Genomic DNA, 22,329 nt, shown 5'->3' with positions numbered 1-22,329 from the left:
TGCGAGGAGCTCTTGCGACGAAGCAATCCAGGATCCCTCCGCAGAGGCGGTCTGGATTGCTTCGCTGCGCTCGCAATGACGTGGATAGACCTCTCCTCCGAGCTTACACCCGCTTGCCACCGTTCTTCTCGGCCGCACGGCGCAACGCTTCGGCGAGGGCGCCGCCGCCGGAGGAGGTATCCTGTTTGCGCGGCGCCGAGGAGGTCATGCGGGCGGGATTGCGTGAGCCGTTGTCGCGCTGCATGCCGGGGGCGTCCTTCTTGGCGCCGACCTCGTCGTCGAGGCGCAAGGTCAGCGAGATGCGCTTGCGGGCGACCTCGAAGTCCAGCACCTTCACCTTGACGATGTCGCCCGGCTTCACCACCTCGCGCGGATCCTTGATGTAGGTCTTGGACATCGCCGAGATATGGACGAGGCCGTCCTGGTGCACGCCGATGTCGACGAAGGCGCCGAAGGCGGCGACGTTGGTCACGGTGCCCTCGAGGATCATGCCCTTCTTGAGATCCTTGATCTCCTCGACGCCCTCCTTGAACACGGCGGCCTTGAATGCCGGACGCGGGTCGCGGCCGGGCTTTTCGAGCTCGCGCAGGATGTCGGTGACGGTCGGCAGGCCGAAAGTCTCGTCGACGAAATCCTTGGGCTTGAGCGTGCGCACGATCTCGCTGCTGCCGATCAGCGCCTTGATGTCGCTCTTGGTCGCCGCCAGAATCCGGCGCACCACCGGATAGGCTTCCGGATGCACGCCGGAGGCGTCGAGCGGGTCTTCGCCGCCCAGGATGCGCAAAAAGCCGGCGCACTGCTCGAACGCCTTGGGTCCGAGCCGCGGCACGTCCTTGAGCGCCTTGCGCGACTTGAACGGGCCGTTGGCGTCGCGGTGCGCGACGATGCTCTGCGCAAGGCCTGCGCCGACGCCGGACACGCGCGCAAGCAGCGGCGCGGAGGCGGTGTTGACGTCGACACCGACCGCGTTCACGCAATCCTCGACCACCGCGTCGAGCGATTTTGCGAGCTTGGCCTGGCCGAGGTCGTGCTGATACTGGCCGACGCCGATCGCCTTGGGCTCGATCTTGACGAGCTCGGCGAGCGGGTCCTGGAGCCGCCGCGCGATCGAGACGGCGCCCCGCAGGGTGACGTCGAGGCCGGGCAACTCCTCCGAGGCGAAAGCCGAGGCCGAATAGACCGAGGCGCCGGCCTCGGACACGACGATCTTCGTCATCTTCAGTTCGGGCAGGCCCTTGACGAGGTCGGCGGCGAGCTTGTCGGTCTCGCGCGAGGCGGTGCCGTTGCCGATCGCGATCAGCTCGACGCGATGTTTCAGCGCCAGCCTGCCGAGCGTCGCCAGCGACTCGTTCCACTGCCGCTGCGGCTCGTGCGGATAGATCGCCGTGGTGTCGACCACCTTGCCGGTCGCGTCGACGACCGCGACCTTCACGCCGGTGCGGTAGCCGGGATCGAGCCCCATGGTGACGCGGGTGCCTGCCGGGGCGGCCAGCAAGAGGTCGCGCAAGTTCGAGGCGAACACGCGCACGGCCTCGGTCTCGGCCGAATTCCACAGCCGCATGCGCAAATCGATGTTGAGATGCACCTGGATCTTCGTGCGCCAGGCCCAGCGCACGGTGTCGATCAGCCAGCGATCGCCGGGGCGCTTGAGGTCGGCGATGCCGAACCGCTTCATGATCTTCATTTCGTAGGCGCTCGGCACGCCCGGCGGCGGCGCTTCGGCCTCGGCCTGAATTTGCAGATCGAGGATTTCTTCCTTCTCGCCACGGAACATCGCGAGGATGCGATGCGAGGGCAGCTTGGTCAGCGGCTCGGAGAAATCGAAATAGTCGGCGAACTTCTCGCCCTCGGTCTTCTTGCCGTCGCGCACCTTGGAGGCCATGCGCGCGTTGGTCCACATCTCCTCGCGCAGCGCGCCGATCAAGTCGGCGTCCTCGTCGAAGCGCTCGACCAGGATGGCGCGCGCGCCGTCCAGCGCGGCGGCTGCATCCGCGACGCCCTTCTCGGCGTTGACGAAGCTTTCCGCCACGACCTTCGGATCGTTGCCTGGCTCCGACAGCAGCTGATTGGCGAGCGGCTCGAGGCCGGCTTCCTTGGCAACTTCCGCCTTGGTGCGGCGCTTCGGCTTGAACGGGAGATAGATGTCTTCGAGGCGCGCCTTGCTGTCGGCGGCCATGATCGATGCTTCGAGGGCGGCATCGAGCTTGCCCTGCTCGCGAACCGATTCGAGGATGGCCTTGCGGCGGTCTTCGAGCTCGCGCAGATAGACTAGGCGCTCCTCCAAGGTACGCAATTGCGCGTCGTCGAGCGCACCGGTCGCTTCCTTGCGGTAGCGGGCGATGAAGGGAACCGTAGCGCCGCCGTCGAGCAGCGTCACCGCCGCCTCGACCTGCTCGGCGCGAACCCCAAGCTCCTGCGCAATTTTCTGGTTGATTTTTGCCACGCGAGAATCCCTCTGTCCAAGCACGCGATGCGGCGGCGAACCACCCGCTCGCGGGACGCCGCTTATGGACCAACCGAGGTTGATTCATCAAGGTGCGGCGGTCAATCGTCGACAGAGGATTTTTTTGCTGAACCGATGCGATCTCGCCACAATCATTGGAATGGCGAAGCTGGCGCGCAAATCCGATGGTTCTGGCCTTCTCCGACCAGACGGGAGAGATGCAAACGATCGATGCCGGCACCTTGACAGGCGTCCCGGTTCGACGACTGTTTCCCGTGCCGGACCACCGAATGCCACACGAGGACTCTCATGCAGACGACATCGGTCGGCGTCATCAGGATCGCCACCAAGGGCCCCGGCGACGTTTCCGGATTGATGAGCATGATCGGCTCCGGCGCGATCGATCCAACGGAGATCCTCGCCATCCTGGGCAAGACCGAAGGCAATGGCGGCGTCAATGATTTCACCCGGGAGTACGCCGTCGCGGCGCTGTGCACGGCCCTCGCGCCGCTGCTCGGCCTGTCCCGGGAGGACGTCGAACAGCGCATCGCCTTCGTGATGTCCGGCGGCACCGAAGGTGTCCTCAGTCCCCACATCACCGTGTTCACCCGCCGCGCAGCCGAACGCCCGGCGCGCGTCACCGGCAAGCGCCTGGGCATCGGCATGGCGCACACGCGGGATTTCCTGCCTGAGGAGCTAGGCCGCTCCGCGCAGATCACGGAGACGGCGAAGGCCGTGAAGGCCGCGATGGAAGATGCCGGCATCATCGATCCTGCCGACGTCCATTTCGTGCAGATCAAGTGCCCGCTGCTGACCAGCGACCGCGTCGAGGCCGCGGCCGCGCGCGGCAACAAGACGGCGACGACGAGCTCCTACGGTTCGATGGCCTATTCGCGCGGCGCCTCCGCGCTCGGGGTTGCGGTCGCGCTCGGCGAGATCGCCGCAGATGTCGGCGACGCGGACGTGCTGCGGCGCCACGATCTGTTCTCGAAAGTCGCCTCCACCTCGGCCGGGATCGAGCTGATGCACAACGTCGTCATCGTGCTCGGCAATTCGACGGCTTCAGTGAGCCCGTTCGAGATCGGCCATGCCGTCATGAGCGATGCCATCGACGCAGCGGCGGTGATGTCCGCATTGCAGAGCGTCGGGCTGGCTGTCGCGCCGCAGGCGACGAAGGGCCGCCAGCTCGTCAACATCTTCGCCAAGGCCGAGGCATCGCCCGACGGCAGCGTGCGCGGCTCGCGTCATACCATGCTGGAGGACACCGACATCAGCTCGACACGCCACGCTCGCGCCGCGGTCGGCGGCCTGATCGCGGGGCTTGCGGGCACCGGCGCGGTCTACGTATCCGGCGGCGCGGAGCACCAGGGGCCTCCGGGCGGCGGCCCGGTTGCGGTCATCGCGCAGCTCTCCGATTGAGAGCCCACCCCTCCGCGCCACGCAACCCTGCCCCTCGCGCCGGCTCGGTTGATTCATGCCCCTTGCGAAAGGAAGGTGGCGCCGCATCAAGGGGATTTTGACGACATGACTTTGCCGATGAGCTGGAGTGAATGGGCGCAGCACGACGGCGTCGCGCTGGCGGGGCGCGTGCGCAAGGGCGAGCTGACGGCGAAGGAATTGGCGCGGCAGGCCGCGGCAGGCGTCGCCAAGGTCGATCCGGCGCTGTCGGGCGTGGTCGAGCTGTTCGAGGACGTGATCGCCGACCCTGCCAAGGACGGCGCCAACCTCGCCGGCGCGTTCGCCGGCCTGCCGTTCCTGATGAAGGATCTGGGCCCGACCATGAAGGGCCGGCTCCAGGAGATGGGCTCGCTGCTGATGCGCGGCAATCGCGCCAGCACCGACACGTTCCTGACCGGCAAATTCCGCCAGGCCGGCCTCAACCTGATCGGCCGCACCACGACGCCGGAGTTCGGCGTGTGCAGCTCGGCCGATAATCCCGCCGTCTATGTCACGCGCAATCCCTGGAACACCGATTATACCACCTGCGGCTCGTCGGCAGGGAGCGCCGCGATGGTCGCGGCCGGCGTGGTGCCGATCGCGCATGCGACCGATGGCGGCGGCTCGATCCGCATTCCCGCCGGCGTCAACGGCAATATCGGGCTGAAGGTCTCGCGCGGCGTGTTCTCGCTCGCCCCGCACATGTCCGACCTCACCGGCCTGGTCTCGATCCAGGGCTGCCAGTCGCGCTCGGTGCGCGACACCGCCGCCTTCGTCGACCACGCAAGGGGACCGGCGCCCGGCGAGTTCATGCCGTTCTGGACCACGGCGCAGCCCTATTCCGAGATGATCAAGCGCGATCCCGGCAAGCTCCGCATTGCGCTCTCGCACACCTGGGGCGATTACACCGCAACGCCGGAGATCGCCGCCGAGCTGGAGAAGGCCGGCCGCTTCCTCGAAGGGCTCGGCCATCACGTCGACCATGCGCTGCCCGAGATCGATTTCCGTGCCGCGTTCGCGGCGCAGACCACCTGCTACATCTCGAACTTCGCGGTGGTGATCTCCAACATGCTCGCTGCACGCGGCCTGGAAAAACCGCCGGAAGACCTGATCGAGCCCATGAACATTCGCATCTGGGAAGCCGGCCGGCATACGAGCTTCGCCGAGCGGGCAAAGATGCAGGGCGTGTTCAACACGACCTCGCGCGGCTTCGGCGCCTTCTTCGAGCAGTGGGACGTGATCCTGACGCCGATCACCGCGCTGCCGACGCCGAAAGTCGGCACGAAGGAGTACCTGACCATCTCCGACAATCCCGACGTGCTCGACTGGTTCGGCAATCTCTGGCGCAATTTCGCCTTCACGCCGCTCGCCAATCTCTGCGGCATGCCGGCGATCTCGATGCCGATGGCGACCCAGGATCACGGCCTGCCGCTCGGCATCCAGGCCATCGCAAAGCAGGCCAATGACGGTCTGCTGTTGCAGCTCGCCGCCCAGATCGAACGCGCGCTGGACGGCAAGTGGAACGGCGGCAGGAAGCCGAAGGTGCATGTGAGCTGAGAAGCCGCCATCGCGCTGACGGGCGATCGTACTTCCAGCGTCAGTTCTTCACCGCCGGGATTTCCTCGTTCGGCTGCTGTTGTCCCTGCTTGTACATCGCCAGTGCCTTGTCGAGCGCTTCGCGCAGCGCCAGCGCCGCAGCCACGCTGCAACGCAGGTGCGCGGTCTGGACTACGTCGACCCTGACGGCCGCGCCGACCGGCATCAACAGGTTCGCGGCGAGCTCGATCTGGATAGCGCCGTTGTGGTGGCCGAAGCAGGATGCGCCGTCGAAATAGATGATCGGCGCCCGCTCGGCGCTGGAGGTCGAAATGGTGACGGGCCCCTGGGCGGTCGAGGGCGTTTCGGGATCGGCCATGGGCGCTCCTTGCGGCTATTCAGACGAACGAAGCGTCCACCATCCTCGCTTCGGCCCGCTCTGTCGAGGCCCAAGCGACCTGCGAGGCACATTCGGGTTTTGCGCGGCGCCCGGCAGTGGTCTAGAACAGCGCCATGTCCACTCCACCCGTCACGCTGCCGTTCGAGGAACTCGCCGAGGCGATCAAGGGCCGCCGCTCCGATTACGGCCACATCAGCGGGCTCCAGCTCGACCGCTTCGCGCCCGCCGAGGCCTGGTCCAGCCTGCCCTACCGTCCCGTCTTCGTTGGCAACAGCGAGACCGGCGTTCTGCATGGCGGCGTCGTCACGGCGATGCTGGACGAGAGCTGCGGCATGGCCGTGCAACTCGCACTCGACGGCACGCGCGCGATCGCAACCCTGGACTTGCGTATCGACTATCAGAAGCCGGCGACGCCGGGCCTCGACATCAAGGCGCATTCGGTCTGCTATCGCACGACCCGCTCGATCGCCTTCGTGCGCTCCACGGCCTATCAGGAATCCGAGGACGATCCGGTCGCCACCGCAACCGCCTGCTTCATGATCGGCGCCAACCGCACCAACATGCTCGCGGACCGGAGGATGGATGCGCGCAGCATTCCGACGCTGGAGGCGCCGGAAGACCCGGATGGGCCATTCGCGAACAGCCCGTTTGCGCGCTGTCTCGGCATTCGCGTCAACGACGACGGCACGCTGACGATGCCGTTCTCGCCGCAGATCATCGGCAACCCGATCCTGCCCGCGATCCACGGCGGCATGACCGGAGCCTTCCTGGAGACCACCGCGATCGTCGGGGTGGCGCGCGAGCTCGGCACTGCGGCGCCGCCCAAGCCGATCGGCCTCACCGTCAACTATCTGCGCTCCGGCCGTGCCCTCGATACGTTTGCCAACGTCTCGATCGTGAAGCAGGGCCGGCGTATCGTTGCCTTCGAGGCGCGGGCCTGGCAGGACGACGCGGCCAAGCCGATCGCCACGGCTTTCGGCCACTTCATGCTGCGCCCTACGCCGGGAAGTGACGAGGAATAGGCGCATTTTGACTTGACGGCCGGCGTTCCGGCCACAACGATAACGCATCCCGCGAGAGGCATTGGATTGCGGCATCCGCTCGACATCGTCGCCATGTTCGCCGCGCTTTGGCTGCTCGCATCGATGGTGCTCGACGCGCTGACGCCGAAGGAGTTGACGGCGATCATGATCGCCGTCAACTCCTTCGGCGTCAGCGCGTCGAGCACCATCGATGCGAGCAGCCAAAGCGCGGCGAACATGGCGACGATGTCGAGCGGATGCCGCAATCCAATGCCTCTCGCGGGATGCGTTATCGTTGTGGCCGGAACGCCGGCCGTCAAGTCAAAATGCGCCTATTCCTCGTCACTTCCCGGCGTAGGGCGCAGCATGAAGTGGCCGAAAGCCGTGGCGATCGGCTTGGCCGCGTCGTCCTGCCAGGCCCGCGCCTCGAAGGCAACGATACGCCGGCCCTGCTTCACGATCGAGACGTTGGCAAACGTATCGAGGGCACGGCCGGAGCGCAGATAGTTGACGGTGAGGCCGATCGGCTTGGGCGGCGCCGCAGTGCCGAGCTCGCGCGCCACCCCGACGATCGCGGTGGTCTCCAGGAAGGCTCCGGTCATGCCGCCGTGGATCGCGGGCAGGATCGGGTTGCCGATGATCTGCGGCGAGAACGGCATCGTCAGCGTGCCGTCGTCGTTGACGCGAATGCCGAGACAGCGCGCAAACGGGCTGTTCGCGAATGGCCCATCCGGGTCTTCCGGCGCCTCCAGCGTCGGAATGCTGCGCGCATCCATCCTCCGGTCCGCGAGCATGTTGGTGCGGTTGGCGCCGATCATGAAGCAGGCGGTTGCGGTGGCGACCGGATCGTCCTCGGATTCCTGATAGGCCGTGGAGCGCACGAAGGCGATCGAGCGGGTCGTGCGATAGCAGACCGAATGCGCCTTGATGTCGAGGCCCGGCGTCGCCGGCTTCTGATAGTCGATACGCAAGTCCAGGGTTGCGATCGCGCGCGTGCCGTCGAGTGCGAGTTGCACGGCCATGCCGCAGCTCTCGTCCAGCATCGCCGTGACGACGCCGCCATGCAGAACGCCGGTCTCGCTGTTGCCAACGAAGACGGGACGGTAGGGCAGGCTGGACCAGGCCTCGGCGGGCGCGAAGCGGTCGAGCTGGAGCCCGCTGATGTGGCCGTAATCGGAGCGGCGGCCCTTGATCGCCTCGGCGAGTTCCTCGAACGGCAGCGTGACGGGTGGAGTGGACATGGCGCTGTTCTAGACCACTGCCGGGCGCCGCGCAAAACCCGAATGTGCCTCGCAGGTCGCTTGGGCCTCGACAGAGCGGGCCGAAGCGAGGATGGTGGACGCTTCGTTCGTCTGAATAGCCGCAAGGAGCGCCCATGGCCGATCCCGAAACGCCCTCGACCGCCCAGGGGCCCGTCACCATTTCGACCTCCAGCGCCGAGCGGGCGCCGATCATCTATTTCGACGGCGCATCCTGCTTCGGCCACCACAACGGCGCTATCCAGATCGAGCTCGCCGCGAACCTGTTGATGCCGGTCGGCGCGGCCGTCAGGGTCGACGTAGTCCAGACCGCGCACCTGCGTTGCAGCGTGGCTGCGGCGCTGGCGCTGCGCGAAGCGCTCGACAAGGCACTGGCGATGTACAAGCAGGGACAACAGCAGCCGAACGAGGAAATCCCGGCGGTGAAGAACTGACGCTGGAAGTACGATCGCCCGTCAGCGCGATGGCGGCTTCTCAGCTCACATGCACCTTCGGCTTCCTGCCGCCGTTCCACTTGCCGTCCAGCGCGCGTTCGATCTGGGCGGCGAGCTGCAACAGCAGACCGTCATTGGCCTGCTTTGCGATGGCCTGGATGCCGAGCGGCAGGCCGTGATCCTGGGTCGCCATCGGCATCGAGATCGCCGGCATGCCGCAGAGATTGGCGAGCGGCGTGAAGGCGAAATTGCGCCAGAGATTGCCGAACCAGTCGAGCACGTCGGGATTGTCGGAGATGGTCAGGTACTCCTTCGTGCCGACTTTCGGCGTCGGCAGCGCGGTGATCGGCGTCAGGATCACGTCCCACTGCTCGAAGAAGGCGCCGAAGCCGCGCGAGGTCGTGTTGAACACGCCCTGCATCTTTGCCCGCTCGGCGAAGCTCGTATGCCGGCCGGCTTCCCAGATGCGAATGTTCATGGGCTCGATCAGGTCTTCCGGCGGTTTTTCCAGGCCGCGTGCAGCGAGCATGTTGGAGATCACCACCGCGAAGTTCGAGATGTAGCAGGTGGTCTGCGCCGCGAACGCGGCACGGAAATCGATCTCGGGCAGCGCATGGTCGACGTGATGGCCGAGCCCTTCGAGGAAGCGGCCGGCCTTCTCCAGCTCGGCGGCGATCTCCGGCGTTGCGGTGTAATCGCCCCAGGTGTGCGAGAGCGCAATGCGGAGCTTGCCGGGATCGCGCTTGATCATCTCGGAATAGGGCTGCGCCGTGGTCCAGAACGGCATGAACTCGCCGGGCGCCGGTCCCCTTGCGTGGTCGACGAAGGCGGCGGTGTCGCGCACCGAGCGCGACTGGCAGCCCTGGATCGAGACCAGGCCGGTGAGGTCGGACATGTGCGGGGCGAGCGAGAACACGCCGCGCGAGACCTTCAGCCCGATATTGCCGTTGACGCCGGCGGGAATGCGGATCGAGCCGCCGCCATCGGTCGCATGCGCGATCGGCACCACGCCGGCCGCGACCATCGCGGCGCTCCCTGCCGACGAGCCGCAGGTGGTATAATCGGTGTTCCAGGGATTGCGCGTGACATAGACGGCGGGATTATCGGCCGAGCTGCACACGCCGAACTCCGGCGTCGTGGTGCGGCCGATCAGGTTGAGGCCGGCCTGGCGGAATTTGCCGGTCAGGAACGTGTCGGTGCTGGCGCGATTGCCGCGCATCAGCAGCGAGCCCATCTCCTGGAGCCGGCCCTTCATGGTCGGGCCCAGATCCTTCATCAGGAACGGCAGGCCGGCGAACGCGCCGGCGAGGTTGGCGCCGTCCTTGGCAGGGTCGGCGATCACGTCCTCGAACAGCTCGACCACGCCCGACAGCGCCGGATCGACCTTGGCGACGCCTGCCGCGGCCTGCCGCGCCAATTCCTTCGCCGTCAGCTCGCCCTTGCGCACGCGCCCCGCCAGCGCGACGCCGTCGTGCTGCGCCCATTCACTCCAGCTCATCGGCAAAGTCATGTCGTCAAAATCCCCTTGATGCGGCGCCACCTTCCTTTCGCAAGGGGCATGAATCAACCGAGCCGGCGCGAGGGGCAGGGTTGCGTGGCGCGGAGGGGTGGGCTCTCAATCGGAGAGCTGCGCGATGACCGCAACCGGGCCGCCGCCCGGAGGCCCCTGGTGCTCCGCGCCGCCGGATACGTAGACCGCGCCGGTGCCCGCAAGCCCCGCGATCAGGCCGCCGACCGCGGCGCGAGCGTGGCGTGTCGAGCTGATGTCGGTGTCCTCCAGCATGGTATGACGCGAGCCGCGCACGCTGCCGTCGGGCGATGCCTCGGCCTTGGCGAAGATGTTGACGAGCTGGCGGCCCTTCGTCGCCTGCGGCGCGACAGCCAGCCCGACGCTCTGCAATGCGGACATCACCGCCGCTGCGTCGATGGCATCGCTCATGACGGCATGGCCGATCTCGAACGGGCTCACTGAAGCCGTCGAATTGCCGAGCACGATGACGACGTTGTGCATCAGCTCGATCCCGGCCGAGGTGGAGGCGACTTTCGAGAACAGATCGTGGCGCCGCAGCACGTCCGCGTCGCCGACATCTGCGGCGATCTCGCCGAGCGCGACCGCAACCCCGAGCGCGGAGGCGCCGCGCGAATAGGCCATCGAACCGTAGGAGCTCGTCGTCGCCGTCTTGTTGCCGCGCGCGGCCGCGGCCTCGACGCGGTCGCTGGTCAGCAGCGGGCACTTGATCTGCACGAAATGGACGTCGGCAGGATCGATGATGCCGGCATCTTCCATCGCGGCCTTCACGGCCTTCGCCGTCTCCGTGATCTGCGCGGAGCGGCCTAGCTCCTCAGGCAGGAAATCCCGCGTGTGCGCCATGCCGATGCCCAGGCGCTTGCCGGTGACGCGCGCCGGGCGTTCGGCTGCGCGGCGGGTGAACACGGTGATGTGGGGACTGAGGACACCTTCGGTGCCGCCGGACATCACGAAGGCGATGCGCTGTTCGACGTCCTCCCGGGACAGGCCGAGCAGCGGCGCGAGGGCCGTGCACAGCGCCGCGACGGCGTACTCCCGGGTGAAATCATTGACGCCGCCATTGCCTTCGGTCTTGCCCAGGATGGCGAGGATCTCCGTTGGATCGATCGCGCCGGAGCCGATCATGCTCATCAATCCGGAAACGTCGCCGGGGCCCTTGGTGGCGATCCTGATGACGCCGACCGATGTCGTCTGCATGAGAGTCCTCGTGTGGCATTCGGTGGTCCGGCACGGGAAACAGTCGTCGAACCGGGACGCCTGTCAAGGTGCCGGCATCGATCGTTTGCATCTCTCCCGTCTGGTCGGAGAAGGCCAGAACCATCGGATTTGCGCGCCAGCTTCGCCATTCCAATGATTGTGGCGAGATCGCATCGGTTCAGCAAAAAAATCCTCTGTCGACGATTGACCGCCGCACCTTGATGAATCAACCTCGGTTGGTCCATAAGCGGCGTCCCGCGAGCGGGTGGTTCGCCGCCGCATCGCGTGCTTGGACAGAGGGATTCTCGCGTGGCAAAAATCAACCAGAAAATTGCGCAGGAGCTTGGGGTTCGCGCCGAGCAGGTCGAGGCGGCGGTGACGCTGCTCGACGGCGGCGCTACGGTTCCCTTCATCGCCCGCTACCGCAAGGAAGCGACCGGTGCGCTCGACGACGCGCAATTGCGTACCTTGGAGGAGCGCCTAGTCTATCTGCGCGAGCTCGAAGACCGCCGCAAGGCCATCCTCGAATCGGTTCGCGAGCAGGGCAAGCTCGATGCCGCCCTCGAAGCATCGATCATGGCCGCCGACAGCAAGGCGCGCCTCGAAGACATCTATCTCCCGTTCAAGCCGAAGCGCCGCACCAAGGCGGAAGTTGCCAAGGAAGCCGGCCTCGAGCCGCTCGCCAATCAGCTGCTGTCGGAGCCAGGCAACGATCCGAAGGTCGTGGCGGAAAGCTTCGTCAACGCCGAGAAGGGCGTCGCGGATGCAGCCGCCGCGCTGGACGGCGCGCGCGCCATCCTGGTCGAGCGCTTCGACGAGGACGCCGACTTGATCGGCGCGCTGCGCGAGGAGATGTGGACCAACGCGCGCATGGCCTCCAAGGTGCGCGACGGCAAGAAGACCGAGGGCGAGAAGTTCGCCGACTATTTCGATTTCTCCGAGCCGCTGACCAAGCTGCCCTCGCATCGCATCCTCGCGATGTTCCGTGGCGAGAAGGAAGAAATCCTCGATCTGCAAATTCAGGCCGAGGCCGAAGCGCCGCCGCCGGGCGTGCCGAGCGCCTACGAAATGAAGATCATGAAGCGGTTCGGCATCGCCGACCTCAAGCGCCCCGGCGATCGCTGGCTGATCGACACCGTGCGCTGGGCCTGGCGCACGAAGATCCAGGTGCATCTCAACATCGATTTGCGCATGCGGCTGTGGAATTCGGCCGAGACCGAGGCCGTGCGCGTGTTCGCCTCGAACTTGCGCGACCTCTTGCTGGCCGCCCCGGCAGGCACCCGCGTCACCATGGGGCTCGATCCCGGCTACCGCACCGGCGTGAAGGTCGCGGTCGTCGACGCGACCGGCAAGGTGGTCGACACCACGGCGATCTATCCGCACGAGCCGCAGCGGCAGTGGAACGAGTCGCTGGCGACGCTCGGCAGGCTGGCGCTGAAACATCGCGTCGAGCTGATCGCGATCGGCAACGGCACCGCCTCGCGCGAGACCGACAAGCTCGCCGCCGACCTCGTCAAGGGCCTGCCCGAACTGAAGATGACGAAGATCGTCGTGTCCGAGGCCGGCGCCTCGGTCTATTCGGCCTCGGCTTTCGCCTCGGAGGAGTTGCCCGGCCTCGACGTCACCCTGCGGGGCGCCGTCTCGATCGCGCGGCGGCTCCAGGACCCGCTCGCCGAGCTCGTCAAGATCGAGCCCAAGGCGATCGGCGTCGGCCAGTATCAGCACGACCTCGGCCAGGCCAAGCTCGCAAAATCGCTCGACGCGGTGGTCGAGGATTGCGTGAACGCGGTCGGTGTCGACGTCAACACCGCCTCCGCGCCGCTGCTTGCGCGCGTGTCCGGCGTCGGCGCAGGCCTTGCGCAGAGCATCGTCGCGCACCGCGACGCCAACGGCCCGTTCAAGTCGCGCAAGGCGCTCAAGGACGTGCCGCGGCTCGGACCCAAGGCGTTCGAGCAGTGCGCCGGCTTTTTGCGCATCCTGGGCGGCGAAGACCCGCTCGACGCCTCCGGCGTGCATCCGGAAGCCTATCCGGTGGTGCGCCGGATTCTGGCGGCGACCAAGAGCGACATCAAGGCGCTGATCGGCAGCAGCGAGATCGTGCGCACGCTCAAGCCCAAGGATTTCGTCGACGAGACTTTCGGCCTGCCGACCGTCACCGACATCCTGCGCGAGCTCGAAAAGCCCGGCCGCGACCCGCGTCCGGCATTCAAGGCCGCCGTGTTCAAGGAGGGCGTCGAGGAGATCAAGGATCTCAAGAAGGGCATGATCCTCGAGGGCACCGTGACCAACGTCGCCGCCTTCGGCGCCTTCGTCGACATCGGCGTGCACCAGGACGGCCTCGTCCATATCTCGGCGATGTCCAAGACCTACATCAAGGATCCGCGCGAGGTGGTGAAGCCGGGCGACATCGTCAAGGTGAAGGTGCTGGACTTCGAGGTCGCCCGCAAGCGCATCTCGCTGACCTTGCGCCTCGACGACGAGGTCGGCGCCAAGAAGGACGCCCCCGGCATGCAGCGCGACAACGGCTCACGCAATCCCGCCCGCATGACCTCCTCGGCGCCGCGCAAACAGGATACCTCCTCCGGCGGCGGCGCCCTCGCCGAAGCGTTGCGCCGTGCGGCCGAGAAGAACGGTGGCAAGCGGGTGTAAGCTCGGAGGAGAGGTCTATCCACGTCATTGCGAGCGCAGCGAAGCAATCCAGACCGCCTCTGCGGAGGGATCCTGGATTGCTTCGTCGCAAGAGCTCCTCGCAATGACGAGGAGAGAGGCGCCGCCTCGCCTAAAGCTCGATCACGCCGCGGCGCGCCGCATGCGCCACTGCGTCGGTGCGGCCGGTGGCGTCCAGCTTGTCGAGCAGCGAGCCGACATGGAACTTCACGGTGTGCACGGAGATTCCGAGCTGACGCGCGATCATCTTGTTCGAGGCGCCCTCGGCCATCAGTGCCAGCACGTCGAGCTCGCGCTGGGTCAGTGCGATATCATCGGGCATGCTGCGCGGATCGCGGGCCACGATCGTCGCCGCAGCAGACTCGCCCGGCGCAGCGAGACGTAGCCCGGCGACGTTGCCGAGCAGTGCGGCCAGGCGGCCGGCGAGAGCGGGATCGTCGATCTCCAGCGACAGCACGATCTCGGGGGCGTCGTCCGCGCTCACGCCTCCGGCCTCTCGCCGACCGTGACCTTGAAGCTGACCGGCTCGCCGCCGCGGCGGGCGGCGACGTCGACCACCGCGCCGACGCTCGAAGGCCCGAGCGTCCGCGCCAGCGCACGCACGCCTGACAGTTTCTGGTCGTTGACCGCGACGATCACGTCGCCCTGACGGATGCCGGCTGCAGCCGAAGGCCCGGCCTTGTCGACATGCATCACCATCGCGCCCATGCCGTCGTCGAGCCGTACCGGCTGGAGCCCGAGGCCGAGATATCCGCGCGCGATGCGGCCGCGCGTCTCGAGCTGCGCCGCGACGCGCGCGATCGTCGCCGTCGGAATCACCAGCACCCGCCGCGGTCCGAGCACGGCCATCCCGAAGGCCTCGCCCGATGCGTCGAGCGCAAGCCCGCCTTGCTGGCTGAAGCGCAGGCGCAAATCGAGCTCGATCCGCGCATCGATCTCGCCGCCACGCAGGCTGCGCCATCCGTTGCCGGATGCCGACACCATGCCGAGCGCCGCGCTTGGCGCATCGCGATCGGTGGCGACCACGACCGACAGCGTGCCGAGAGGCGGGACCGTGGTAGACAGCTTGACCGGGGCGAGATCGGTGTCGGCGCGCAGCAGCGCAACGTCGGTGGTGTGGTCGCGGCCGACGATCGTCGCGGCGACCGTGCTGCCGTCGGACAGGCCGATCGTCACCTCGCCTTCGTCGGCCAGCGCCTCGTCGGCGGTGACGATCAGGCCGGGCTTCCAGACGAAGCCGGTGGCGCGGGAGCGATGCGAATGCACGGAAACGACGGACGGCGCGGTGTGCGCCACGACGTCCGCGAGCGCTGACGACAGCGAAGACAGAGGCGTGGAATCGGTCATGCAAGGCTCCTGCGAGGTTTCAAGGCTCCTGTAAGCCGCCTTCAATCTGGGATGTCGCGGGTGATTGCGAAACTGGCCGGGTGGCCAGTCCTCCGTAGGACCACGGCCGACAAACATGTGATTGGGAGGCGCTCACGGGAACGTGTAGCAATCGGGAAATTGCACCAATTGGCCTCAAGCCTCTCCCAGCGAGCCCTGACTCATGACCATCGACCTCACCCGCCGCACCCTGCTTCAACTCGCCGGCGCGACGTCGCTTGCGATGGCCGCCGCGGCCGCGGCGCGCGCCGAGGGGACGCCGCAGGGCGGCGGGCCGACCTATGCGAGCCGCACGCCGATGCGGGTCGGCATGGTGACGCTGCGGGTGAAGAATCTCGGCAAGGTCGCCGACTACTACCGCGACGTAATCGGGCTCACCGTGATGGAGCGCTCTACCAGCGCGGCCAGGCTCGGCACAAATGGTATCACGCTGCTGGTGCTGGAGGCCCGTCCCGATGCCGCGATCGAGCCGCGCAACGCCGCCGGCCTCTACCACACCGCCTTCCTGATGCCGACGCGAAAAGACCTCGCGCGCTGGCTGGTGCATGCCGCCTCGCATCGCGTGCCGCTGTCGGGCTTTGCCGATCACCTCGTCAGCGAGTCCGTCTATCTCGACGACCCCGAGGGCAACGGCATCGAAGTCTATGCCGACCGCGATCCCTCGCAATGGCAGTGGAGCGAGGGCAGCGTGAAAATGGCGACCGACGAGCTCAACATCCCCGACCTGCTGTCGCTGACCAATACACGCGTCGCCGACTATGCCAAGGCGCCGGACGGCTTGCGCGTCGGCCACATGCATCTGCGCGTCGGCGATCTCGCGCAGGCCGAGAGCTTCTATCACGGCACGATCGGCCTTGATCCGACGCGCAAGCGCAACGGCGCCGCGTTCCTGTCATCGGGCCGTTATCACCATCACCTCGGCTTGAATGTCTGGCAGAGCCAGGGCGCCGGCCAGCGCGACGATGCCACCACGGGACTTGCATGGTTCTCGCTGGTGACGGCGAAGCAGGACATTCTCGCCGCACAGGAGGAACGCCTGCGCAAGGCCGGTGCGCAGCTCACCACGCTTGCGAATGGTGTGGAGGCGATCGATCCCTGGGGCACGCGGGTGCGGCTGCTCAAGGTGTGATCGAAGGCGGCAGCTTCAGCCTGCTGCGCGTTCGAGGCGGACGTCCTCATCCGCCCATGCGCAGCGGCTGCCTCCGGCACGTTTCGCTGCATAGAGGGCGCGGTCGACCCGCTCCATGAGCTGCGACGTTGAGATGGCGGTGACTGCATCAGCGCTGACCAGAATGCCGACGCTTGCGCCGATGCGGACCGGAATGTCCGTGAGCAGGAATGGCATCGAGAGATCGCGAATGGCTTGGCGCGCCAGCGCGAGCGCTTGCTCACGGCCGGCATCACCTGAAGCAACCGGCTTGAGCATCATGAACTCGTCGCCGCCGAAGCGCGCGGCGAGCCCTGGACTGCCGATGCAAACGGAAAGCCGCTCCGCCACCTGGCGCAACAGATCGTCGCCGACGTGATGGCCGTGCCGGTCGTTGACCGGCTTGAAGCCGTCGAGATCAATGGCGATGATGGCGAAGTTTCCGCGCGTCTCCGCCAGCGCCTGGAAGAACGCGGCCCGGTTCGGCAATCCCGTCAGGAAATCGTGGGTGGCCTGCCGCGCCAGCCGATGTTTTGCTTCGAGCCGCTCGACGAAGGCGGCGCTGAGATGTTTGGACGCCTCGCGCAATGTGAGCCAGAAGAACACCAGCATGACTGCGCCGAGCTTGTAGGCGAACTCGGGGTGGAGCAGGCCGCCCAGGATGATCGGCGTCAACAGCACCGCAGCGGCGGTCAGGATGATCCAGGGTCGGATCGCCGCGCGCGAGACCATGCCGACGCAGAACGACATCGAAAGCCCGAACGTGATCCACGCGCCGGGCCCGTCGTCGAGCTGGAGCGCGCGGTAAGACAACAGGCCCAACGCAAGGCCGAAGGCGGACGCGCCGGCGCCATAAAGCCCTTCCCAGCGGATCACGTCAGTATCGGAGAATTGCGCAGCGCGCGACTTGTAGCGGAGCAGAGAAGCGATGCGGGCTGCGGCCGTGATGAAGATGAAGACCGAGATCACGGCATAGCCGGTGTCGCCGCTCATGAGCGTCAGCGCGGCTGCGCCCGTCACCGATGTGGCGCCAATGGCGGACACTTGCGGCAGCGACGTGTACAGGAGATCCACGAGCTCGCGCCGGATGCGCGGATCTGGATGCAAGAACCTGGACAACATTGTCAGAGTCATGGCCGGCACCATCCCTGCTTGTTCCTAACAAGCGGTAGGGACGGGGCGCGAGATGATGGTTGCTGCGCAACGTCCTTAAGAAGTCGTCAATGCGCAGGCTTGCTGGCGATTTTTGCCCGTGTTAGCAGCGATTGAGGGCTGCTACGGCCGCCCGATGTCCCGAATGGACCTGACATGTCCGAATTCCACGGTGTCTTTCCCTATCTCGTCTCGCCCGTCGATGCCGACGGCACGGTGCGGACCAGCGTGCTCGCAAAGCTCTGCGACGACCTGATCGGCGCCGGCGTGCACGGCCTGACCCCGCTGGGCTCGACCGGCGAGTTCGCCTATCTCAATGCCGAGCAACGCACGGCGGTGGTGCAGACCACGATCGAGGCCGCGCGGGGCCGCGTGCCTGTCGTGGCCGGCGTCGCCTCCACCTCCACGGCGGACGCGGTGGCGCAGGCGAAGGCCTACCGGAAGCTCGGCGCCGACGGCATTCTGGCGATCCTGGAGGCGTATTTCCCGCTCGCCGATGCCCAGGTCGAATCCTACTTCCGCGCCATCGCCGATGCCGTGGATGTCCCCGTCGTCATCTATACCAATCCGCAATTCCAGCGCTCCGATCTCACCCTCGACGTCATTGCGCGCCTCGCCGAACATCCGCGCATCGGCTACATCAAGGATGCCTCGACCAACACCGGCCGGCTGCTCTCGATCATGAACCGCTGCGGCGATTCCTTGCGGGTATTCTCGGCCTCGGCCCATATCCCTGCGGCGGTGATGCTGATCGGCGGATTCGGCTGGATGGCGGGCCCGGCCTGCATCATCCCGCGCCAGAGCGTCGCGCTGTACGACCTCTGCAAGGCCGGCCGCTGGGACGAGGCCATGGCGCTGCAGCGCCGGCTGTGGCGCGTCAACGAAGCCTTCGCCCGCTTCAATCTCGCCGCCTGCATCAAGGCGGGGCTTTCGATCCAGGGCTACGATGTCGGTGACCCCGTCCCGCCGCAGGCGTCGCTGACGGCCGACGCGCGCAAGGTCGTGGAGGCGGCGTTGCGCGAGCTGATATAGCTGCTCGCGACGCGGCAATTTGCCCCGGGCACCCGTGTCGAGAGCAAAAGGCTCCTTACCTGAGGGAGAAACTTCCGTTCGTTTCCGACGTTGCTGCGTGAGCGAGGTCCATCACCCCATGCATGTGCATCCCAACAGCGTATTCAGCACAAGAGAGCGTATTCAGCACAAGAGACGGTGATCACTCATGAATCGTCGCTATGCGATTGCCGCGGCAGCCTTCGCCGCCCTGTTGCTCGCCATAACGACCGCGAAGATCCTGCATGTCCCGATCTCGTTCGCCCCATGGGCGGCTCCCTCCGCACGCGCCGTCGAGCAGCGCGGGCCGCTGTCGGATGCCGAAAAGGCGACCATCGATATCTTCGAGCGCGTATCGCCTTCGGTCGTCCAGGTTGCCGTGAGATCGGCGGTCAATCCTCTCATGGGTGAGGAAGGCCAGGGCGGCTCTTCCGGCACGGGATTCGTCTGGGACCGCGACGGTCACCTCGTGACGAACAATCACGTCGTCGCCAGTGGCGGCGAGATCGCCGTGCGCTTTGCCTCGGGAGAGGTGGCCCGGGTCGACCTCGTCGGCACGGCTCCCAATTACGATCTTGCGGTCCTGCGGATTCGGAGCGTGCGCGAGCTTCCACCGCCGGTTGCGCTCGGCAGCTCGAGCGACCTGAAGGTCGGGCAATCCGCCTTTGCGATCGGCAATCCCTTCGGGCTTGACCAGTCGATGACGAGCGGCATCATCAGCGCGCTCAAGCGCAGGCTTCCGACCCATGGCGGCCGTGAAATTGCCAATGTGATCCAGACCGATGCCGCGATCAATCCGGGCAATTCAGGCGGGCCGTTGCTGGATTCCGCAGGCCGGCTGATCGGCGTCACCACCGCGATCATATCGCCGTCGGGCTCGAACGCGGGCATCGGTTTCGCGGTCCCGGTCGACGTCGTGAACCGGATCGTCCCCGAACTCATCCGCAACGGCCGGGTGCCGACGCCCGGCATCGGGATCGTGGCCGCCGGCGAGGACGTTTCGACCCGGCTCGGCGTCGAAGGGGTGATCGTGGTGCGGACGGCGCCCGGTAGTCCGGCCGAGCGGGCGGGGATTCGCGGTGTCAACTTTTCGACCGGAGCGGTCGGAGACATCATCACCGCGGTCGAGGGCAAGCCGGTGCGGCGCCTCTCCGACCTGACCGATGCGCTCGAGCAGGCCGGCGCCGGCAAGACCGTGCGCCTCACCGTCAAGCGGGGCTCGGACACCCGTGACGTGAACGTGGGCATCATCGACATCGAGCGTTCCTGACCCGCGATTTGCCCGGCCAAAAGGGGCGCGGCACGCATTGCAGATGTGCCGCGGCTCGGTTGTCTGGCCCGCAAAATCGGTTAAAACCGCCGCGGTCGTTTTCCGGATTTCGAGGACATAACGGAATGAACATTCTTCCCGGCAATTTGCGTTTCGGAGCGGGCCAGCCCGTCAAGCGTTTGGAAGACCAGAGGCTGCTCACCGGGAAGGGACAGTTCATCGACGACAAGCCGGAGGACGGCGCGCTGTGGTTGCACGTGCTGCGTTCGCCGCACGCCCACGCGAAGATCGTCTCGATCGATAGCAGCGCCGCGGCCGCGATGCCCGGCGTCACCGCGATCTATACCGGTGCGGACCTCGTCAAGGACGACATCGGCAGCATCCCGACCCTGAGCATTTTCAAGCGTCCCGACGGCAAGCCGATGACGGTGCCGCCGCGCCGCCTGCTCGCCCATGAGGTCGTGCGCCATGCCGGCGAGGCGGTCGCCGCAGTGGTGGCCTCGTCGCGCGTGGAGGCTCAGAGCGCAGCCGAGGCGATCGTGGTGGAATATGACGTGCAGCCGGCGGTGGTCGATCCCGTCGAAGCAGTGAAGCCCGGCGCTCCCGTGGTGTGGCCCGAGGCGCCCGACAACATCGTCGGTGCCATGAGCTATGGCGATGCGGCCAAGGTCGACGAGGCCTTTGCCAGGGCCGCGCACACCGTCGAACTCGACATCGTCAGCCAGCGCCTCGTGCCGTCGGCGATGGAGCCGCGCTCGACCATTGCCGAGATCGACAAGAAGTCCGGCCGTCTCCTGCTGCACGTGCAGTCGCAGACGCCGGCGTCGACCCGCGATGTGCTGGCGGAAGCGGTGCTGAAGCGTCCCAAGGACAGCGTGCGCGTGCTGGTCGGCGACATCGGCGGCGGCTTTGGCCAGAAGACCAACCTCTATCCGGAAGACGGCATCGTCGCCTATGCCGCGACCAAGCTGAACAAGAAGATCCGCTGGCGCGGCGACCGCACCGACGAGTTCGTCGGCGGCACCCACGGCCGCGATCTCACCTCCACCGCCTCCTTCGCATTGGATGAAAAGGGCAAGGTGCTGGCCTATCGCGTCAAGTCGATCGGCTGCACCGGCGCGTACTCCTCGGGCGCGGCCAACATCATCCCGCTGGTGCTCGGGCCGTTCGTGCAGACCGGCGTCTACGATCTGCCGCTGGTGCATTTCGAGGTGAAGTCGGTGATGACCCACACCGCGCCGGTCGGCGCCTATCGCGGCGCGGGTCGGCCCGAAGCGGTCTTCATCGTCGAGCGCCTGTTCGACGCCGCCGCGCGCAAGATCGGCATGGATCCGCGCGCGATCCGCAAGGCCAACTACATCAAGCCGGCGCAGCTGCCCTACACCAACGCGGTCGGCCAGGTCTATGATTCCGGCGCCTTCGCCCACATGCTCGATCGCGCCGTGAAGCTCGCCGACTGGGATGGCTTCGCCGCGCGCAAGAAGGCGGCGAAGAAGAAGGGCCTGCTCTACGGCCGTGGTCTCACCTCCTACATCGAATGGACCGGCGGCCGCGCGCATACCGAGAAGGTCAGCCTGCACGCGACCTCGCAAGGGCGCGTCGTGCTGCATTCCGGCACCATGGCGATGGGGCAGGGCTTGCAGACCACCTACACCCAGATGATCTCCGACACGCTCGGCATCTCCATGGACAAGATCGACGTCGTCCAGGGCGACACCGATCTCGCCATGGGCTTCGGCAGCGTCGGCTCGCGCTCGCTGTTCGTCGGCGGCACTGCGGTTGCGGTCTCCTCCAACGATCTGATCCAGAAGGCGCGCGAGAAGGCGGCCAACGTGCTGGAGACCTCGGTCGAGGACATCGAATACCAGGGCGGCATGCTCACCGTGGTCGGCACCGACCGCCGCATCAGCCTGTTCGATCTCGCAGAAAAGGAGAACGGCGCCAGGCTCAGCGTCGATTCCGAGGGCGAGGTCGACGGTCCGAGCTGGCCGAACGGCACGCATATCTGCGAGGTCGAGATCGACCCCGAGACCGGCGTCTCCAAGGTCGTGCGCTACACCACGGTCGACGATGTCGGCGTCGCCGTGAACCCGATGCTGGTGGCGGGACAGATCCATGGCGGCGTCGCGCAAGGCATCGGCCAGGCGCTCTATGAAGGCGTGTCCTACGATGCCGACGGCCAGCTTCTCACCGCAAGCTACCAGGACTACTGCATCCCGCGCGCCGACGACGTCCCGCCGATCGTGGTGACTCTGGATGATTCCGCGCCCTGCCGCACCAACCCGCTTGGCGCCAAGGGCTGCGGCGAATCCGGCGCCATCGGCGGCCCGCCTTGCGTCACCAACGGCGTCCCGGATCGCCTGCCAGATCTTCTGCGGGGTCAGCGGCGTGTTCAGCTGGG

The 22,329-nt window shown here is 66.8% G+C and carries 17 protein-coding genes; 9 read left to right on the top strand and 8 right to left on the bottom strand.

Translation table 11 applies throughout. The features are described 5' to 3' along the window. Positions 1-103 precede the first annotated feature (103 nt). Positions 104-2,443, bottom strand: coding sequence for a Tex family protein (locus AX729_RS34655; protein ID WP_061028877.1), 2,340 nt, complete (start codon positions 2,441-2,443; stop codon positions 104-106). Positions 2,444-2,752: 309 nt separating this feature from the next. Between AX729_RS34655 and atzD (AX729_RS34650) the strand changes: the two genes are divergently transcribed. Next, entirely contained in the window at positions 2,753-3,862 is a 1,110-nt protein-coding gene (gene atzD, locus AX729_RS34650; protein ID WP_061028879.1) for a cyanuric acid amidohydrolase, read from the top strand. 105 nt (positions 3,863-3,967) lie between these two features. Beyond that, positions 3,968-5,437, top strand: a complete 1,470-nt coding sequence (locus tag AX729_RS34645; protein WP_061028881.1) for an amidase — start codon at positions 3,968-3,970, stop codon at positions 5,435-5,437. Between the two features lie 40 nt (positions 5,438-5,477). On the opposite strand, the gene AX729_RS40840 is transcribed toward AX729_RS34645, so the two are convergent. Continuing rightward, entirely contained in the window at positions 5,478-5,795 is a 318-nt protein-coding gene (locus tag AX729_RS40840) for a hypothetical protein (RefSeq protein WP_024342208.1), read from the bottom strand. A 134-nt stretch (positions 5,796-5,929) separates the two neighbouring features. On the opposite strand from AX729_RS40840, the gene AX729_RS34635 reads away from it, so the two are divergent. Next, complete coding sequence (locus tag AX729_RS34635) at positions 5,930-6,838, top strand: PaaI family thioesterase (RefSeq protein WP_061028883.1); 909 nt, start codon at positions 5,930-5,932, stop codon at positions 6,836-6,838. Positions 6,839-7,170: 332 nt separating this feature from the next. Here the strand turns inward: AX729_RS34635 and AX729_RS34630 are convergent, their stop codons facing one another. Next, positions 7,171-8,079 carry a PaaI family thioesterase gene (locus AX729_RS34630; protein WP_061028883.1) on the bottom strand — a complete coding sequence of 303 codons (909 nt, stop codon included), beginning with the start codon at positions 8,077-8,079 and terminating at the stop codon, positions 7,171-7,173. 134 nt (positions 8,080-8,213) lie between these two features. Here AX729_RS34630 and AX729_RS40835 point away from each other — a divergent pair, with 134 nt between their 5' ends. Next, a complete protein-coding gene (locus tag AX729_RS40835) occupies positions 8,214-8,531 on the top strand; it encodes a hypothetical protein (RefSeq protein ID WP_024342208.1) in 318 nt (105 codons plus the stop codon). Positions 8,532-8,571: 40 nt separating this feature from the next. Here the strand turns inward: AX729_RS40835 and AX729_RS34620 are convergent, their stop codons facing one another. Next, positions 8,572-10,041, bottom strand: a complete 1,470-nt coding sequence (locus AX729_RS34620; RefSeq protein ID WP_061028881.1) for an amidase — start codon at positions 10,039-10,041, stop codon at positions 8,572-8,574. A gap of 105 nt (positions 10,042-10,146) precedes the next feature. Beyond that, a complete protein-coding gene (gene atzD / locus AX729_RS34615; RefSeq protein ID WP_061028879.1) occupies positions 10,147-11,256 on the bottom strand; it encodes a cyanuric acid amidohydrolase in 1,110 nt (369 codons plus the stop codon). Between the two features lie 309 nt (positions 11,257-11,565). On the opposite strand from atzD (AX729_RS34615), the gene AX729_RS34610 reads away from it, so the two are divergent. Continuing rightward, positions 11,566-13,905 (top strand): Tex family protein, encoded by a 2,340-nt coding sequence (locus AX729_RS34610; RefSeq protein ID WP_061028877.1) that lies wholly within the window; start codon positions 11,566-11,568, stop codon positions 13,903-13,905. A 130-nt stretch (positions 13,906-14,035) separates the two neighbouring features. Here the strand turns inward: AX729_RS34610 and AX729_RS34605 are convergent, their stop codons facing one another. Both AX729_RS34605 and AX729_RS34600 read right to left on the bottom strand, forming a co-directional pair. Then, entirely contained in the window at positions 14,036-14,407 is a 372-nt protein-coding gene (locus AX729_RS34605) for a response regulator transcription factor (RefSeq protein WP_061028874.1), read from the bottom strand. Then, positions 14,404-15,270 (bottom strand): S1C family serine protease, encoded by an 867-nt coding sequence (locus AX729_RS34600; protein ID WP_061028872.1) that lies wholly within the window; start codon positions 15,268-15,270, stop codon positions 14,404-14,406. Before AX729_RS34600 ends, AX729_RS34605 begins: the two co-directional genes overlap by 4 nt. Positions 15,271-15,472: 202 nt before the next feature. Here AX729_RS34600 and AX729_RS34595 point away from each other — a divergent pair, with 202 nt between their 5' ends. After that, a complete protein-coding gene (locus tag AX729_RS34595) occupies positions 15,473-16,438 on the top strand; it encodes a VOC family protein (protein ID WP_061028870.1) in 966 nt (321 codons plus the stop codon). A 15-nt stretch (positions 16,439-16,453) separates the two neighbouring features. Here AX729_RS34595 and AX729_RS34590 read toward each other — a convergent pair whose 3' ends face one another. Further along, the gene (locus AX729_RS34590) at positions 16,454-17,602 is read right to left on the bottom strand and encodes a GGDEF domain-containing protein (protein WP_082770615.1); all 1,149 of its coding nucleotides are present in this window, start codon (positions 17,600-17,602) and stop codon (positions 16,454-16,456) included. A 162-nt stretch (positions 17,603-17,764) separates the two neighbouring features. Here AX729_RS34590 and AX729_RS34585 point away from each other — a divergent pair, with 162 nt between their 5' ends. The 3 genes from AX729_RS34585 to AX729_RS34575 all read left to right on the top strand — a co-directional run. After that, positions 17,765-18,640, top strand: coding sequence for a dihydrodipicolinate synthase family protein (locus AX729_RS34585; RefSeq protein ID WP_061028869.1), 876 nt, complete (start codon positions 17,765-17,767; stop codon positions 18,638-18,640). Positions 18,641-18,827: 187 nt separating this feature from the next. Continuing rightward, the gene (locus AX729_RS34580; protein WP_061028867.1) at positions 18,828-19,928 is read left to right on the top strand and encodes a S1C family serine protease; all 1,101 of its coding nucleotides are present in this window, start codon (positions 18,828-18,830) and stop codon (positions 19,926-19,928) included. Positions 19,929-20,053: 125 nt separating this feature from the next. Next, positions 20,054-22,329: xanthine dehydrogenase family protein molybdopterin-binding subunit (locus AX729_RS34575; RefSeq protein WP_061028864.1), on the top strand; the 2,276-nt coding region annotated here is incomplete at its 3' end.

Origin of the sequence: Bradyrhizobium sp. CCH5-F6 (genome assembly GCF_001556045.1) — a bacterium.
Classification (GTDB): domain Bacteria; phylum Pseudomonadota; class Alphaproteobacteria; order Rhizobiales; family Xanthobacteraceae; genus Bradyrhizobium.
This window is presented reverse-complemented; position numbering and strand designations above follow the sequence as displayed.